At 48.8% G+C, this 17472-nt stretch carries 11 protein-coding genes; 10 read left to right on the plus strand and 1 reads right to left on the minus strand.

What is annotated here, in order from left to right:
* Positions 1-53 precede the first annotated feature (53 nt).
* Genes IR173_RS04360 through IR173_RS04385 form a run of 6 tightly spaced genes read left to right on the plus strand, consistent with a single transcriptional unit; the run spans position 54 to position 12392 of the window.
* On the plus strand, positions 54-3221 hold the full coding sequence (locus IR173_RS04360; protein ID WP_237038476.1) for a baseplate J/gp47 family protein: 3168 nt from the start codon (positions 54-56) through the stop codon (positions 3219-3221).
* An 8-nt stretch (positions 3222-3229) separates the two neighbouring features.
* Entirely contained in the window at positions 3230-3910 is a 681-nt protein-coding gene (locus IR173_RS04365) for a hypothetical protein (RefSeq protein WP_237038477.1), read from the plus strand.
* A 21-nt stretch (positions 3911-3931) separates the two neighbouring features.
* Positions 3932-6157 carry a hypothetical protein gene (locus tag IR173_RS04370; protein ID WP_237038478.1) on the plus strand — a complete coding sequence of 742 codons (2226 nt, stop codon included), beginning with the start codon at positions 3932-3934 and terminating at the stop codon, positions 6155-6157.
* A 15-nt stretch (positions 6158-6172) separates the two neighbouring features.
* Positions 6173-10444, plus strand: a complete 4272-nt coding sequence (locus tag IR173_RS04375) for a contractile injection system tape measure protein (protein ID WP_237038479.1) — start codon at positions 6173-6175, stop codon at positions 10442-10444.
* Between the two features lie 29 nt (positions 10445-10473).
* Positions 10474-11079, plus strand: coding sequence for an eCIS core domain-containing protein (locus IR173_RS04380; RefSeq protein WP_237038480.1), 606 nt, complete (start codon positions 10474-10476; stop codon positions 11077-11079).
* A gap of 11 nt (positions 11080-11090) precedes the next feature.
* On the plus strand, positions 11091-12392 hold the full coding sequence (locus tag IR173_RS04385) for an ATP-binding protein (RefSeq protein ID WP_237038481.1): 1302 nt from the start codon (positions 11091-11093) through the stop codon (positions 12390-12392).
* A gap of 539 nt (positions 12393-12931) precedes the next feature.
* On the opposite strand, the gene IR173_RS04390 is transcribed toward IR173_RS04385, so the two are convergent.
* Positions 12932-13771, minus strand: coding sequence for an AraC family transcriptional regulator (locus IR173_RS04390; protein ID WP_237038482.1), 840 nt, complete (start codon positions 13769-13771; stop codon positions 12932-12934).
* A 127-nt stretch (positions 13772-13898) separates the two neighbouring features.
* Here IR173_RS04390 and IR173_RS04395 point away from each other — a divergent pair, with 127 nt between their 5' ends.
* The 4 genes from IR173_RS04395 to IR173_RS04410 all read left to right on the plus strand — a co-directional run bounded on the left by IR173_RS04395 (position 13899) and on the right by IR173_RS04410 (position 17471).
* Positions 13899-14507, plus strand: a complete 609-nt coding sequence (locus tag IR173_RS04395; RefSeq protein ID WP_237038483.1) for a sugar O-acetyltransferase — start codon at positions 13899-13901, stop codon at positions 14505-14507.
* Positions 14500-15156 (plus strand): HAD family hydrolase, encoded by a 657-nt coding sequence (locus IR173_RS04400; protein WP_237038484.1) that lies wholly within the window; start codon positions 14500-14502, stop codon positions 15154-15156. Before IR173_RS04395 ends, IR173_RS04400 begins: the two co-directional genes overlap by 8 nt.
* A gap of 20 nt (positions 15157-15176) precedes the next feature.
* Positions 15177-16025: an RteC domain-containing protein gene (locus IR173_RS04405; RefSeq protein ID WP_195281455.1), complete on the plus strand. Its 849-nt coding sequence runs from the start codon at positions 15177-15179 to the stop codon at positions 16023-16025.
* A gap of 408 nt (positions 16026-16433) precedes the next feature.
* Complete coding sequence (locus IR173_RS04410) at positions 16434-17471, plus strand: TIR domain-containing protein (RefSeq protein WP_117463044.1); 1038 nt, start codon at positions 16434-16436, stop codon at positions 17469-17471.
* Position 17472: the final 1 nt, after the last annotated feature.

Here is a 17472-nt window from a genome sequence, read left to right on the forward strand (position 1 = left end):
AAGTATCGAAGAACACAGAAAATAGTGAGACATTAAAACGATATAACAAGCCTATGGCAACAAACGACAGACACAGCGGCACGCTCCGCACAGACTATGAAACCGACCCAGTGCAACTGCACGGACTCCCGGCAATGGAAAGCAGCTGGCAAATGCTGCTGCACCGGCTGGCGCGCTACAGCAAAGGGCTGGAATATCGCGATGACGACGGACAGGAAGGCACGCTTGCCCCCCTGCTGGAGAACCATGTGCTGACCGTGGTTGCCGACCTCATGCGCAAACGGCTGTCCGGTTATGACGAGAGCTTTGCCGACGCACAGGGAACCACCGGAGAATCTGATTTTCATGACAAACTGGAAACCGACATCAGAAGATGGACGGCACGGCTGGAGGCATTTATCGACAAGAGCTGGAGGACGGGACTGAATGAAAGCCCCGCCGTGACGGTTGCCGTCCAACTGAGGGACAGCCTGAAAAGGTCGCTCCCGGTGGAGGACGAGGCGGAGAAGCACGGATATTACTGTATGCTGCGCACCGTCAGGTCCATACAGGAACATGCTGGTTACTATCTGGAGCAGATAGAGAACGGCGGCGATGTGGACGGGGCGTTGTCGCTGCTCATTGCCTACGTAAGAAATTATTGCAGCCTGGCAGATACGTTCAACCAACGCCTGGCAGAGCTTCCCTCTTTCTACCGGAATGAAATACTGCACGTGAAGCCGGAAGCTGTCATACAGGACCATGCCTATATCGCAGTCCGTCCGACAGAAAAATTCACCCTGAAAGCCGGACAAGAGTTCATCGCCGGACAGAATGCCGAAGGCGGGGATTTGATTTACCGGACTACCCAAGACGAGACAGTCAGCCCCATAGAGTGCGCGGAAGTGGATGCCGTGTACCTCCTGAAAAACGGAAACGCAACCGGCATACGCAGACAGACCATCCGCCCGGAAGATACGGCAGCCGCCGAAACACTGTTCGACCCGGAGCAGGGCGAGGCGCTGGCTTTCGGATGGCAGATAGAATCCTCCATGTTCGTACTGAACGAGGGCGAACGGACGATAACCGTCTCTTTCGGCATCAAAGGAGCCCCGGCCGGCATATTGCCTCCCGACGGACAGGGAATCAAAGGCTTCACCTTCCAGCTCAGCGGTGAAAGCGGTTGGGAGGAGCAACGCGGCGAGTGCTTTGCCGATAACGGCAAACTATGCTTCCGTATCCCCATCGAACGGGACGGAACGCTGCCGACGGCGTGCAACGAAGAAATACACGGAAAGGGTACAGCTTATCCCGTCCTGCGCATCCTGACAAACGGGGATGACGGGGCCTACGACCGGATAAGCCGGATGGAAACCGGCGAAGCGGAGATACGGGTCCATGTAAAGGGAATACGCAACTTCACTTTCTACAACGAACTGGGCGAGGTGGACACCACGCAGCCGTTCCAGCCGTTCGGCATACAGGCGGAATGCGGCGCATGGTTCCTGTCCGGCAACGAGGAAATGGGATTGAAGCCTCTGACCGGGGTGCATATAAAAGGCAACTGGAAGAAAGTGCCCGATACGGAAAAGGGGCTAAACGAGTTGTACAAAGGTTACGGCGTGGATGCGTCCTCATTCAAAGTAAGTACTGAACGGCAGGAAAAAGGCGTCTGGAATCCCTGCGAGGGCAATTCCCAACCGCTTTTCAATTTTGACGGGGAAGGGAAGCTCCGCCCTGCCGATGTGTTTTTCAATTTCTCGGGAGCAGGGGAATATACGCCAGGCAGCGATTATGAATACAGCCGCGACAAGGACGGATTCTTCCGCGCCACGCTCGTCTTCCCCTCCATCGGCTTCGGCACGGACGAATACCGCAAGCGGTTTACCGACATCATGATATACAACAGCCGCTGCAAGGAGAAGGCGCGGAAGGAACTGCCACAAGAACCGCCGGTGCCGGTACTGGCGGATGTGGAACTGGAATACGAGGCGGTGGAAAAGCTGTCTGTCATCCCCCAATCCGAGCTGATAGCGGTTCCGGACGGCGGCGGGACTCCTTTCAAGAGCCGGTTTGCCGACGGGGAAGACAAGGCGCTGTACTTCTCATTCCTTCATGCCGGGGGCGAACAGACCCTGCGGTTCTACCTTGACATGGTGATACCACCGAAGAATATCCCCTACCGGATGCCCGAATCCAGAGACAGTGGTACCGGCCTTGTCTGGGAATATCGGAAAAACGGCGTATGGACGGAACTCCCTTCCACAGCGGTGACCGGCGAGGAGACCTGCGGACTGACGCAAAGCGGACTCATCGTAATCAGACTGCCCGAAAAGATTACGGAAAACGACAGCAACCGGGACGGAAAGGTAGTGTTGCGCGCTTCGGTGAAAGGCGACACCAGTTCCTGCCTGGCCATCCGCAGCGTATGGACGAACCACATCCTGCTGACGGCACAGAACGGGGACGGACAGCCGCTGCCTGCCGGAACGATACAGCAGATGCCGGAGGCGAACGGGCGGATAGAAAGTATCGTCCAGCCCCTGTCCGGATTCGGCGGCAGACCCGCCGGAACGGAAAGCGGCCTCTCGGCACATCTGACCTCACGCATCGGCAACCGCCACAGGGCGGTCAATGCCGGGGACTATGAGCGGATACTGCTGGAACACTTCCCCGAGGTGGACAAGGCGGTTTGTATCCCCTGCACCGGAGAGGAGAAAAGAGAAGTGCGCCTGGTGGCCTTCAGCCGTTCGGCGGATGGGGAATACTACCTCTCACCGTTGTGGAAACTGACAGAGATGCAGCGGATGATGCAACGATACGTCCCGCCATTTGCCGGATTCAAGGTCATCAATCCGGCATATCAGGAAATGAAGGTAGTCTGCAAGGCGGTATTGCGTGAGAAAGTGCGGGACGAGGGCAAGGTGGTCCGTGACCTCACCGTACTGGCACAGAACTATCTCGCCCCCTGGAAGCGCAAGGGGGAAATCCCCGAACTGCAACAGAGTTTCTCGTACAAGGAACTGCATTCGCGGATGGCCAATCACGAGAACCTGCAGGCGATAGCAGAGTTGTCCGTCGATAAGACGAGCCTTCCGGCGGTGGACTTCGACAGCAGGGACATCATCCTGAAAGGTGAGAGACCCTGGAGTGTATTGGTACCTAAAATAGAAATCATCCTGCTTTCTCCCGACTACGGCATCGACAGTACCGAGATAGGAAGCAGTTTCATCATAAAATAAAAAAGCTTATGGACAGAGACATCATCAGACAGAACAGGAAGGAGCTGAAGAAATATTTCAAGAAAGGCTGCGTGCCCACGGAAGAGCAGTTCGCCGGACTGATAGACTCCATGGCGAACATCGCCGAGGACGGACAGGTGGAACAGACCGCCACCGGCTGGGCCTTCTACCCCGTACAAGCCGGGAAGCTGGACATCAGACTGTTTAGGGATAAGCCGGAAGACGGAGCAAGAGCCGCATGGACGATAAGCGTGACGAAAGACAAGCAACTGGTCATCAGCAACGAAGACGGAGAGACGGTCGTCGGGATTTCGCAGGACAAGACGGTGACACTGCCCGGTGGCGGCGCGGAACCCACGCCTGCCGTTGAGGACGGATATTTCACCATCCCCGCCGACAGGAAGTGGCATGATGCGCCTGTCAGTCCCGCACAAGGGGATGCGGACTGCCGCGTGTTCCGCATCCACGCCTCCTGTACTGACAATGTGGGGCTTTGCCGGCTGACACGCGCCACGGCGGTATGGATGAACAATGTGGAGCAATGGATAGAGTCGCCGCAGAAACACTGGTGGGGATGGTCGGGCAGCATCCGGCTCCGCTGGAACGGAAGTTCAAGCCTGCAGATACGCACGAAGAGACGGCTGGGCGGCGAGGTGCGGTGCAGGATTGTGGAAGTGTACAAGGCATAGTAAATTAAAAAATAAAGAAGAATGGGTGAAAAACGGAAACAGCCATTTATCAGGCAACAGGCGGAGAGCGACGAGCTGTTCTCACGCCTGCAGGAGCGGACACTGGAGGAGGTGCAGCGGATGTCGGGGAACGTGTGGACGGACTTCAACGCGCACGACCCCGGGGTGACCCTGACGGATGTGGCCGACTATGCGCTGGCGGAACTGGACTACAAGCTCGGCTTCCCGATTGCCGACTATCTGACAACGGAAGACGGGACATTCTGCCCGGAGCGCTACGGACTGCTGCCTCCCGAAGAGGTCTATACCACCACCCCCGTCACGACGGAGGATTACCGGCGGTTGCTGCTCGCCCGCCTCCCGGAGATAGAGAATGTGGCGGTGGAGTGCGATGACGAAACGGGCGGATACAAAGTGAGCTTCACCCCTTCCCCTTTCGAGGAGGGGAACGAGGCCGCCATCGTGAAGCGCATCAGGGAGATTTACAACAGCCACCGCAACCTGTGCGAACGGCTGAACCATGTGGCGGTGGTGCTGCAGGACAAGCTGGAGTTCCAGGCCGAACTGGAACTGGAGCCGGGATGCGACGCCACGCTGCTGCTCGCCCGGATATACGGCACGATACTGCATTACCTGTCGGGAACGGCACACCTCTGTACGGAGGAGGAACGGCTGGCCTCGGAACTTCCGCCGGAGGAATGGCTGGAAGGCTCGGAGGACGGCACGCGTATCATCATGGCAAGCCAACAATATACGGAATACGAGCTTTACAAGAAACTGCGCGGACTGGACGGCATACGCTCGTTCGGCATCTGCTATCTGATGAAGGACGGCAAGCCGCAGAGCGACTTTTCGAAAGGGTATGGCCTGGAAATCCCGAAAGAGAAGGACGAACTGAAAGTACGCATCCGTTGCGGACAGACGGAGATGCCCGTGGACATCGAACGGTTCGGAAACCTGCTGCGCACCCTCTATTATACGCAAGGACGCATCAACAAAGACGTGTTCTCAAAGGTATATGACTGGGGCGGACCGGAAGCGAACTACCGGGACATCTTCGCACAGGCTCCGCTGGCCGGGGACTTCCCCCTGTGTTACCGCCTGACGGAGAACCGGGAGAAGCCCACTTCGTTCGAGGCGTATCTGAAACTGTATGACCGGGTGATACAGAAAGGTCTGGACGAGGTGGAAAACCTGCCGCAGGCACTCTCCATTGAGGAGGAAGAAGCGGAACGTCCGGCGGCAAAGGGCCTGTACAGACTAAAAAGCCTCTATCTCGACTTCCTCGACAATCTATACGGAGTGGAGAGCCACCCCGGATGGCTCAACGAGTTCGACAGCTATGGGGAAACACCCCACGAAACCCTGCAACGGCGCATGGTTTTCCTGCGGCATGCGGCTTATCTGACCAAGAACCGCCCGAAGGCGAGGGACATCACCAACCCCCGTTTCGAGGACAACGTGCCCATGGTGAAGGAATGGTTCTGCCTGATGCTGGGAACGAACGGAAGCGAGGACCGTACGGTGGGGAACGTGCTGCCCGGCTATAATCTGAGGTTCATCGAGGAGGAGAAAGGGGAAAACTGGTCAGCGGAAGCGGAATCCGCACTGATTGACGAGCGGATGCTGGATGCCGACAAGGTGGAGAAGATAGATATGGACAAGGCGGAAGAAGAGGAAGACCCGCGTGACGACTACACCCGCCTGCGCCAGGACCTGCCGATATTTAACGAGAACAAGATAAGCCGCGACCTTTTCCGTAACGGCATCCGGCTGGACAACTACCGGATAGTGAATGCCGGCCGGGGCTACTACATGCTGGTGTTCCATAACCGGGAAAGGAAGGGCTGGACGAACCTCGGACGCGACCGGGACAGGAATAAGCTGAACGCGCTGGCAGTAGTCCTGCGCAGATTCCTGTGGAAGCTCAACAGGGAGTGCGAGACCCTCTATGTGTTCGAACCGGTGCTTCTGGACGAGAGCCGGCCCTTCGAACTTGACCTTGTGCTCCCGTCATGGACCTGCCGTTTCCACTCGGCACGCTTCCGCGAGATGTGCGACGGATTGTTACGGACCATCATTCCGGCCCACCTGACTTACCACCTTTACTGGCTCGACCAGCAGCAGATGATGGAGTTCGAGAAATGCTACAGGGGAATCATGATGGCGATGGGAAACAAGGAGATGTATAAATACAAGATGGTGTTGTACAGGAGCATGTGCGACCTGCTTGAAAAAGTAAAATAAGGGAAAGGCGGGATAATGATAAGCATTGACCATCTGTCGTTTGATTTCGTCATGGATGACGAACGGTTCGCGCAAGGATTGTATGCGGACTGGGACAGCTTCTGCCGTACCTGTCTTGAGAATATAGTGGAGGAATGCCTTTCCGTGTATGACAGGGACAGGGTACTTCACGAGATTGAAATGCTCGACCTTGACTTGGGCAGCATTCCGCAGGAGGATTTTCGTTCGGAATTTCCAAGAAGGTTGCGCGAGGAACTGATGAAAGCGTTGCCTTACTTGCCATCCGCACCTGCGGATGGGAAAGAAGCGACAACGGCGGAGGCGCGTTTGGCCAACCTGCTGTACTATCTGGAGTATGGAATACAGAAGACCGAATGGACTGACATGGATTTTGACCTTTCAAGAGAACTTGAAAGCGTGGCTGGACCGGATAAAAGCTGTCTGGAAAAAATTGCCGGACTGTGCATGGCAAACGAGTATGTATTGAGACGGATTTTGTTGCAGACAGACCATGCCGCCGTGCTTGTCCGTCTGTATTCCATCGCCATGGACCGGACCTTTTCCGTAAAGGACGGGAAACGCCGCTTCATGGAGATTTTCTTGGAGATACAGCCGGATGTCCCCATGCGCTTTATCCACGAGACAGAGGAGGACGGGCGGCTGCACGGTATGGCGGAACTGCTCGGCACCCGTTCCGTACGCAAGATTATGGAGGAGGAAGCCGGAGAGCACGCCGAGGTGGACCTGCCACCCTACTGGCATTACCTGTACGAATGGCTTATCAAGTATTACCCTTATAACGGGGTCGCCATATTCGGCGGTAAGAGTGACTTCATCAGCCACCTGCACTACCGGCTGCTGACCTTTGTCCGCAAACGTAACCATACGCTCTACCTGTCAAAGCCGGAACTGACCGCAGCCTTCTTGCTGGAAGTGTTCGGAGCAACCTACTACAAGGAGGTGCTGAATGCGATATACAACATGCAGCCCCGTAATGTCGACGGTTCGCCTGCATCTGACGGCTATTATAATCTTCAATTGTATCGTGTGTTCATGCAGTTGTCGCTGCTGGCTTTCTCTTCGGGCATGAATATTTCAGGAGATGAAACTGCCGATGGAATCGTTTCAGTGGAAAAGACGGTTTCTTCGCTGACAGATTTCAGCAGGAAGGATGTAAGCGCCTTCTTGAAAGATGCAAGGCGAAGTGACGCGGACAAGCGAATGTTGATAGCCATAATGGTGCGGCAAAAACCGGAGGCGTTTATCTCATGGCTAAAAAGTAAGGTCACGGATAACGATGAACTGATAGCTATCTCAGCAAGACTGATGGATGAGAGGACATGGAAACGGTTGCTTGCATCCACATCGTTGGCGGCGATGGAAACGGTGGATGGAGTTGTAAGGTATCTGACCGGTCTTGTTAAAGATAACAGGCTGGCGGACGGATTATCCCACGAAAGTTTTTCTTTTGCATTCCGTAAAGCGGTGCTGCTTTGGATAAAAGGCAACGACTATGCCCTTCCCGGTTATGAAAAGAGTAAGTACTTGTTGCAATGGATGAACAAGGAAATAAGCGGAACAACCGGCAAGAATGATGAGACGACGGTTGAGGAATGGATGAATGAGCTTTGTTTATCGGAAAACAAGGCAGAAGCTTTTGAGTCTTTTGACATGAAAGACAATGAGGAAATAAAGGAAAGCATCCGACAGCTCGGAATGCTGTTGGCTGCCGGAAATATTTCCGAGACGGTGAAACGGAGGCTGGTCGTTTCTTTTCTGGAACGGTATAAAGACAACTATGAGGATGTGATAGAAGAACTGTATGAACAAGGTGTTCTGACAAGTGCAATCAGTCGAATCAGCGTTTCTGCAACAGAATCCGTTATCAGGCGGATGGTTGTCCGCCACATCGGGACGGAAGAGGCTGAAAAGTTGCTGCTGTTAATTGACCGGTTGTTTGCCGAGGGAAACGCGGTTTCCGCATACCTGCAAGACAGCTCCCTGACATTGAGCGTACAGGTGCTCGTATGGCTGGCAAAAGAAGTAAAAGTACAAGCAGGTATAGCAAGTCCGTTCCCGATACTGTCCTCTCTTTTTCTAACTGCCTTGTTCGGAAAGGAAAATGTTTCTGCGGTAACAAAGTGGTTATTATACGGGATGGCCGGAGACATTACGGCTGACGGAATGAAAGAGGACGAGACTCTTGAACTGATGGAGTTGCTGTCTTATACCGGGGATTTCCGTATGCGTCACGCCATGTCCATGTTTGAACAATGGTCACAGCATATCAAGGTGCATTCAAATACCGTTCAAACGTTGTTGGAAAGTGATTGGAATACCTCCGACGGCTTTATGGAATGGCTGGAAGATGCGGAGGTCACTGCCGAATCCAAACGCGAGCTGTTGCAGGCACTGGCACGGGAGAAGCCGCAGGAACTGATTGTGATACTTCGTAAGCTGCCACAGAACGAAGAAGCGGTTTCCTTTATGTCAACCTGTATTCCTATAGAAATGTTGTCGGGCGTAGTGGAAAAAGTGGATGCGAAACAGGCTCTGTTGCTTTCACGGACAGTGGACTGGTTGCAGAAAGAGCGGGGACGGTTCGCTTTCCTCTCTCATACCAACTTGTCCTTTACAACCGCGTTGTCGGAAGCGTTTCTGCTGTTCATGCAGGACGAAGACACTCTAAGGGGAAGGAATCTGACGGAGCAGGAAGTAGTCGGGAAGTTCCTGGAACATCTGTATTATGTATATACAAGGCGAACGGACTACAACGACAATAAGGAATGGAAGCATTTGCAGGACGAAGTGACTGATGAACTGGGCTTGGGAGGCAAGGATACTACAGCACTCCCGGCATCAGAGGACGCGACTTCCGAAAGACTGCTGGCTGAATACAGCCGGTTGAATGATGCGGAACTATATCAACTTGTAGCTGGCGTATTGGATAAAGAGCCGGAAGCGTTCGTTGCAATGTTAGAGAATAATTCTGATACGGAATTTATTCGGTGTATATCCCATGCAGCGGACAAGGCAATGCTCAGACGTATGATAACCGTGCTTTCTTCCGTATCCGGATTGGGGAATCCTACCGCTTTTATAAAATTGATGGAATGGCTGGGTATCCGGTCGGCTGACCGGATATCGGCAACGGACATGATGAACGCTCTTCTGCTATGGACAGGCACTACGGACTGGAAAAGACAGAGCATCCGGCAGATGACGGTCTTCTTCCTGTCACACCTTTATGGAAGTGAGGATGCTACCGGCCTTCCTTTGGAAATGCTTACGGATGACGCTCTGCCCGAAGAGGTACGGAAACGATTGCTTCGCGGCTATATGCGTTCACGTCCAACGGAGCTGTTGAGCTATATACAAAGATTGGCGGCACAAGGCAGGCTGCCGTTGGATAAATGGACGGAATGGACTGAACTTTCAGAATGGCTGTGCCTGGCGGCAAGCGTGTCCCTCACCTTGGAGGAACTGTTGCGGCAGGTCGTTGGATATCTGGAACAAAGCAAGTTGGCGGATGAAGCGACGCTGACATACGGAGTGGCAACATACCTTGCGGAAAATGATGCCGTAAAGTTCGCCTATTATGTAGATAAAATGGAAGTAACACACTCATTCGTGCTGTCGCTTCCTGTCATACAAAATATAACTGAAAATAAAAAAGAAGAAATTATGAGTAACATGTTGGAAAGTCTGGGGATAACCCCGGAAGAAGAAAGAGTATTGGAGAGTAGCCAGGAAGATGAACTGGAGGTGACACTTGTCGGCAATGCCGGACTGTGCCTGCTCTCGCCTTGGTTCCCGCGACTGTTCTTCCTGCTTGGTTATCAGGACGAGGAGAGAAGAAATTTCAAGGACACCGCATCAAGAATCCGCGCCGTGTTCCTGCTGCAATATTTAGTAAACCCGGAAGAAAAAGACTACCGGGAGCCGGAACTGGCCTTCAACCGGCTGCTTGTCACCCTGCCCGCACAGGTTCCGTTGCCGAAACGGGTAGAATTGACGGACGGAGAAAAAGAGATGGCCGACAATATGCTGGCAAGCATAAAATCCAACTGGTCGAGAATGGACGGTACATCGGTAAACGGATTCCGTCAGAGCTTCATCCAGCGTGACGGACGGCTGGAACAACAGGACGAGAAATGGTTGCTGACGATTGAAAGCCGTGCGTACGACATCCTGCTCGACACCATCCCGTGGGCATTCCGGCAAATACGTTTCCCGTGGCTGAAGAAATACATACAGGTATCCTGGCATGAGAAACAGAGATTTTAATCGGATTATCCACTATAAAAATAAAAAATATGGAAGCAGAGAAAGTATATCAGGAAAAGACGGCACGCACCCTCCAGCAGAAGCAGGACGGTGGCGGCGCATTGCAATTCGTTGACAACCGCAGTCTGAATGCCGCGTTGCAGCGTGTGGGCGAGGATGAGGAAGATGCTTTGCAGGGAAAGTTCGAACAGCCTGTGCAACGTGTGGGGGAAGATGAAGAGGACGATACGCTGCAAGGAAAATTTGACGGAACCATCCAACGCGAGGAAGACGAGGACGAAGCTTCACAGATGAAATCGGACACTACTATGCAACAGAAACCGAATGAGACCGGAATGCCGGACAACCTGAAAGCCGGTGTCGAGCATCTGTCCGGCTTTGCAATGGACGATGTGCGGGTGCATTATAACTCGGACAAACCTGCCACCGTGCAGGCACTGGCCTACACACAGGGAACGGACATACACGTGGCTCCCGGACAGGAACAGCATCTGCCCCATGAGGCATGGCACGTGGCACAACAGATGGCGGGACGTGTGGAACCGACAACAGAAATAGGCGGAATGCCTGTGAATGACAATGCCGGTTTGGAACATGAAGCGGATGTGATGGGTGCAAAGGCTAACAGTCTGTAAATAGAAAAGGTATGAATGATTATATTGCTTGGTTCAACCAAGTTCTGACGGTTGCCATACAGCTCTATTTCGAGCAAGAATGCGAATATACCTCACTGGCGGAAGTAAAACCACCTGCCAACGGCTGGATGGAGGAAAAGACAGGAGTACAGCAGATAACCTTTCAGGAACGGACAGTCGTGATGCTCGCCCTGATGCCCCATGTCTGTCCGCAGGTACTGGACATCTTCTTCGTGCAGAACAAGAACTTCGACCGCCAATATACGGAGTTCGGCGGCTGGAAGGGACTCTCGCATGGAGGCTTCCTGCCTACAGGCGAGACGGCCTCGTTCATCATCGCCGGAGAGAATGTGGAGAAACGGAAATCGGTAGTCAGCATGTTCCAGAAAGACCACTGGTTCTACGGCAGAAACATCCTCCGGCTGGAAGGAGCCAACGAAGGTGAGCCTTTCCTGAGCGGACAACTGAGGGTGTCGGAAGAATTCCTCAGCCGCGTGATGCTTGATAAGGAGTACAAGCCGGACTATAATATAGGCTTTCCTGCCAAGCGCATAACTACGGCACTGGAGTGGGAAGATATGGTCGTGGATTATCAGGTCGCTTCCGAGTTGGACGAGATATGTACATGGATAGAATCAGGAAAAATCATAATGGACGATTGGGGGCTGTCCAGATTCCTAAAAGCCGGTTATCGTTCGCTGTTCTACGGGCCTCCGGGCACAGGAAAGACGCTTGCAGCCACCTTGTTGGGTAAAAGGAACGGAATGGATGTTTATCGGGTGGACTTGTCAATGATTGTATCCAAATACATCGGCGAGACGGAGAAGAATCTTGCCCGCGTGTTCGACCTTGCCGAGAACCGCAACTGGATTCTCTTTTTCGATGAGGCGGACGCGCTGTTCGGCAAGCGTACCTCCACGAACACCTCCAATGACCGCCATGCCAACCAGGAAGTGGCTTATCTGTTACAGCGTATAGAGGATTTTCCAGGCATCATCATCCTGGCGACGAACCTGCGCTCGAACATTGACGAGGCGTTCTCCCGCCGCTTCCAGTCGGTCATTTATTTCCCCATGCCCACCGAGGAACTGCGTGCCGAACTGTGGCGCAAGATGCTCCCTTCCGACTGGTTGGACTGGTTGGACAATGATGCTGAAGAAGTGATAAATATGGCAGCCCGGACAGAGCTTTCAGGTGGCTTCATAGCCAATGTGGTGCGGCGGTGCGCCCTGTATATAGTCCGTTCTGGTACCGGGCAACTTGATAGAACAATATTGAAGGAGGCGTTGGAAAAAGAGAAAATGAAAGTCTGATTATATTTTTAATAGAAATTCAGTGGGAATAGTTCCGTTTGTTTTCAAAAACTTCCGTTCTTTATTTTATTAGGAATAAAAGCTAATCTTTTCGGATTGGCTGATGAAGATGCCTATGATGCGGCGGAACCTAACACAATGACATATATACGTGCAGGCTACTGCCCCCGTATGTGTAGCAGGATGCGATTGAGAACCCAGCTGGCCCCATGTAAACCAGCGCAATTCAGGCATAAAAAAAGAGAGTTACTTTGGTGTAACTCTCTTTTTTCAAGTGATCCGCCTGGGTCATGAACCAAGCGTTATTTCTTCCTCAATATCAGTGCTTTCAGAAATTTCGGCTTTGCATCCGTCACGCTTTAGTCCTTAAAAACTGTCTGCTGTTGTCCGGTGTCTGTCTGCCAACATCTTGGGTTCAAATATACGCATTATTTTTGGATTATGCAAACCGTTGAAAATAAACATTCTAAGGTTAGTGCAAGGTGCAAGCTATATATATATAGATATATACTTGCACCTTGCACTAAAAAATAGCCTTATTAACCCCGATACTTCTTCCTAAAATCAGTTGGATTGCAATCTTTGTATTTCTTGAATAGTTTGTTCAAATGGCTTTCATCTGTAAATCCAAGTTCTTCTACTATTTCACTAATTCTCATTTCGCTGTGCAGAAGACGGCTTTCCACCATTTGCATTTTATAGTTGAAGATATATTGCTGCATAGTTTCATTGGTCTGCTTTTTGAAATATCTCCCAAGATAATTTGGGGAAATGCCGAAATGTTGGCTTATCGTTTTGGCTTTTATCTTCTCGGGATAGCAAATATTCGACTGGATGTATTGCAATATGTTCAGTGACTTTTCTTCTGATTTTTCGTCTATCTGTTCAGGCAGGAACAAAGCAATGTTACGGGCGACAACAATCACGATTGTATTGATTAGCTGCGTAATAATTTCACTGCTATATATCTTTTTGTTCAAGTATTCACGAATAATCGCTTCTATCATAGGTTTTACCAGCAATTTGTCGGTTTGGTTGCGTAAGATGCAGCCGGGGCGATGGTTGGCGTGTTGTAGTATAAACTCTAACCGTTGGATATTCTCCGCACCGAAAACTGCCGAATGAATATAAATGTCATTGAATTTTATATAAACAAACTTTGTGGTAGTATGAATGTCAAACGAATGTATATCACCGGGAGTAATCATAAAAAGATGTCCGTCATGATAAGGAAACCTATTATTGTTTATCCACTGAACACCTGTACCCGATAGAATATAGACCAATTCAAAGAACGTATGGTCATGTTCCTTTAATTGCGACTCGTCCAGTTCACTGAAACTGATTTCAAACGGTTGGTGTAGATTTTCCCTTTTCATTTTATGTAATCTGCTATTCAGGTGTAAAGATACAAATAAAGAGAAAAAGAATACAGATTTTATTTCATGAATATGTATAACTTTGCCACAAATAGAAAAATAGTAGTAACTTTTATCATGAGTAGGTATGAAAACAGAATTGGAAAAATGCTTGTCGGGCGAATGGTACGATTGTCATGCTCCCGTATTTATGGAGTTTAAAAGAAAAACGCATGAATTGTTGCTGAAATACAATTCATTGCCGTATGATTGCAAAGAAGAAAAGTATGCGTTATTGAAAGAAATGTTTGAAAGCGTTGGCGAAAAGGTTTCGGTAGGGCATTCTTTTATATGTGATTATGGCTGTAATATCTGTATAGGAAGCAATGTCAGCATAAACACCGGATGTACCTTTGTGGATTGCAATAAAATCACAATAGGAAACAATGTATTGATAGCTCCAAATGTACAAATCTATACGGCTACTCATCCGGTGGAACTGAACGAACGTTTAGAACCCGTAGAAAAGCAAAATGGTATAGAATATATTCGCCACACGTATGCTTTGCCCGTAACCATTGAGGATGGTTGCTGGATTGGTGGCGGTGTTATCATCCTGCCGGGTGTTACTATTGGTCGGGGAAGTGTCATCGGGGCGGGAAGTGTTATCACTAAATCCGTCCCGTCAAATAGTCTTGCCATAGGAAATCCATGTAGGGTAATTCGGGAAATCAATACTTCGTATAGCCATGATTAAATTAGTCGCTTTTGATTTGGACGGTACAATAGGCGATACCTTGCCGATGTGCATACAGGCTTTTAAGGAAGCCACACACCCCTATGCCGGACGTGAATTGTCGGATGAGGAAGTAGTACAGACATTTGGACTGAATGAAGAAGGCATGATAAAATGTGTGGTTGCTGAAGCATACCAGCAACAAGCGTTACACGATTTTTATGTAATCTATGAAACATTACATAAAACAATGTGCCCGAAACCTTTTGAAGGAATACGTGAACTGATAACTTTATTGAAGCAAAAGGGCATTGTTGTGGCACTTATCACCGGTAAGGGAGCAAAAAGCTGTGATATAACACTGCGGCAATTCAGTATGGAAAACTGCTTTGCAAAGGTCGTTACCGGAAATGCGAAAAGAAACGTCAAGTCGGAAGCGTTGGAAGAATTGCTGCATACTTATCATTTGTCAGCAGATGAAATCGTGTATATCGGAGATACGGTTTCGGATATAAAAGAATGTCAGAAGGCGAATGTGAGATGTTTGTCTGCCGCATGGAGTATTTCACAAAGCGAAACATTAGAAAGTCATAATGCTAAGAATGTGTTCTATTCTATATCGTCCATATCCGGCTTTCTCTTATCTCGAATAAGAGAAATATTTGATTGATAATTATAGATTTTGAAAAGATGAAAGAGCTTTTAGAAAACATTTTATCAGAAATAGATGTAGAGATTGACGAGATAGACCTCTACGGTTATGATATTGTCGAAAATTCTCTTTCAATGGTACATCGTTTGCAGGCAGTTCTCAATGATTTAAAAGCAAAACTGCAAACTTATTCTTTTCCAGCCAAAGAGGATGAAATTACATTTTTCAAAACACAGAAACCGGAAATTCTTGGCAGGCTGCTATTTTTCTATAAGATTTATCGGATAGAAACACAATGCCCCAATGGTAGTAATGATGTAATCAGAAACTATATCAGCAAAGAACTGGATAACCTGACCTATTTCTTTAACCGTAATCTGGACTTTTACCAATATTATCGCTCTCATTCAACATTGTATGATGAATATTATTTTGTCCGTGGAAAGTCCGATTTACGCCTATGTACCGATAGCGCACAATTCGATAAAGACCCGAATTTCTCCACCGGGTATGATTATAAGGTGGCTAAAATCATAGCCAATGAAATGCTGCGTATCTATCTGAACAAAAGACTGGTAAAACTGGAAACCAATACCCAAGTAGAAGACAATCTGCAAAAGTGTCTGAAATATCCTTTTCGTTTCACGGGTAAAAAGGTCTTTCTGATAGAATTGGGTTATTCCCTTGTCTCTTCGGGTGACATTAACAATGGCAACGTGGAAATAAAAGAAATGATGAACTTCCTCGGTACGGTGTTTCAAGTGGAGTTAGGCGATTATTATGCCGCCTATATTGCCATGAAAGAACGGAAGAAAGACCGGACGGCATATCTTAGCCGTTTACAAGACAGCTTAGTCAAACGAATGGACGAAGATGATAGTAAATGACAGGTTTCTATTTTTCTTTTCGCCAGTGTTATATTGTTTTCATTCAATCCTGCCATATTGAAATCTTGCTTTCAATCAATCCAGCTATCAATATTTCAATAAAACAAGATTGCAGGATTGCAAAATAACTCATCGGTCGGGGAACGCCCAGCGGCAAGGGGCGGGACCACCCGTCCCGACGAGCGAAAATCTTTAGTTAGGGAATGCCTTTCTTTCATTGGCAACACGACTTTGGAGTGAATTTGCCCAAGGTGTTTTGCGGCACGGAAAACAGATTTGTGTGCCACAAATCACACCTTGCTGTTATCTGACGATAACATGATTTCAACGATATTTCTTAAGTATTTTGTGTAATAGCAAATAAGTGTGTATATTTGCTATTATCACCTTAAAGAAAAATATTGTTTTATGAAAGTTTTTATAAGTTGGTCCGGGAATAAGAGTCATCATGTAGCATTAGTCTTTCGTGATTGGTTGCCTTCTGTTATTCAATCAATAAAGCCATATGTCTCATCAGAAGACATAGACAAAGGTGCAAGATGGAGTACAGATATTGCAACAGAGTTAGAAAACTCCACATTTGGAATTTTATGTGTAACTAAAGATAATATAAATGCTCCGTGGTTGTCTTTTGAGGCTGGTGCTTTATCCAAAACAATGGATAAGTCATTTGTTAGTCCTTTCTTGTTTGATATTAAGAGGTCAGAAGTTGACGGGCCTATTTTGCAATTTCAATCAACTATATTTCAAAAAGAAGATATTCATAAATTATTGAAAAGCCTTAATAAAGCTTGTGGGGAAGCTAGTATTCCTGAAGCCATGCTTAATAAGGCTTTTGAAGTTTGGTATCCAACATTAGAAGAAGAATTAAATAAGATAAAAGGTATTCAAGATGAAACAGAGGCAACAGATTCCCCAAAAGATTTATCACCTGCTTATTCTGAAATATTAGAAGAAATTTTGGATTTATCTCGTAATAACCAAAAACTTTTGAGGACTACAGACCCTAAATTATATGAAAGTTTGGAACAATTAAAACTTTTGGCACAAGAACAAATAGAAAGAACAGAAAGAAATTCTGAGCTGGAGTTGAAACGAACAGCAAGAAGATTTCAACCCATGTTTTTAGAAGAATTAATCCATGTAAGCAATAGGGGAAGAAAAAATCCATTTGGATTTTTAATAATTTTAAGTCAATTAAAAAGGGATTTTCCATGGATATACGACAGCGGAAAAGAACTTTTGGCAATACTGAAGTCGCGAAGTAATAAAGATACGAAATTAGAAGCGATTGAAAATTTTCAAGAAATGATTGATTTTACATTCCAACATCCTTTAATGAGGGATATGCTTGGGAAAAAGGATTATTGGGGTTATATGAAAGAATTCCCTTATGTGCTTCGTAAATACGTTGATGAGTTAGGGCTTATTTTTCTTGAACATTAAG

Source organism: Phocaeicola faecalis (assembly GCF_021730445.1).
Taxonomy (GTDB): Bacteria; Bacteroidota; Bacteroidia; order Bacteroidales; family Bacteroidaceae; genus Phocaeicola; species Phocaeicola faecalis.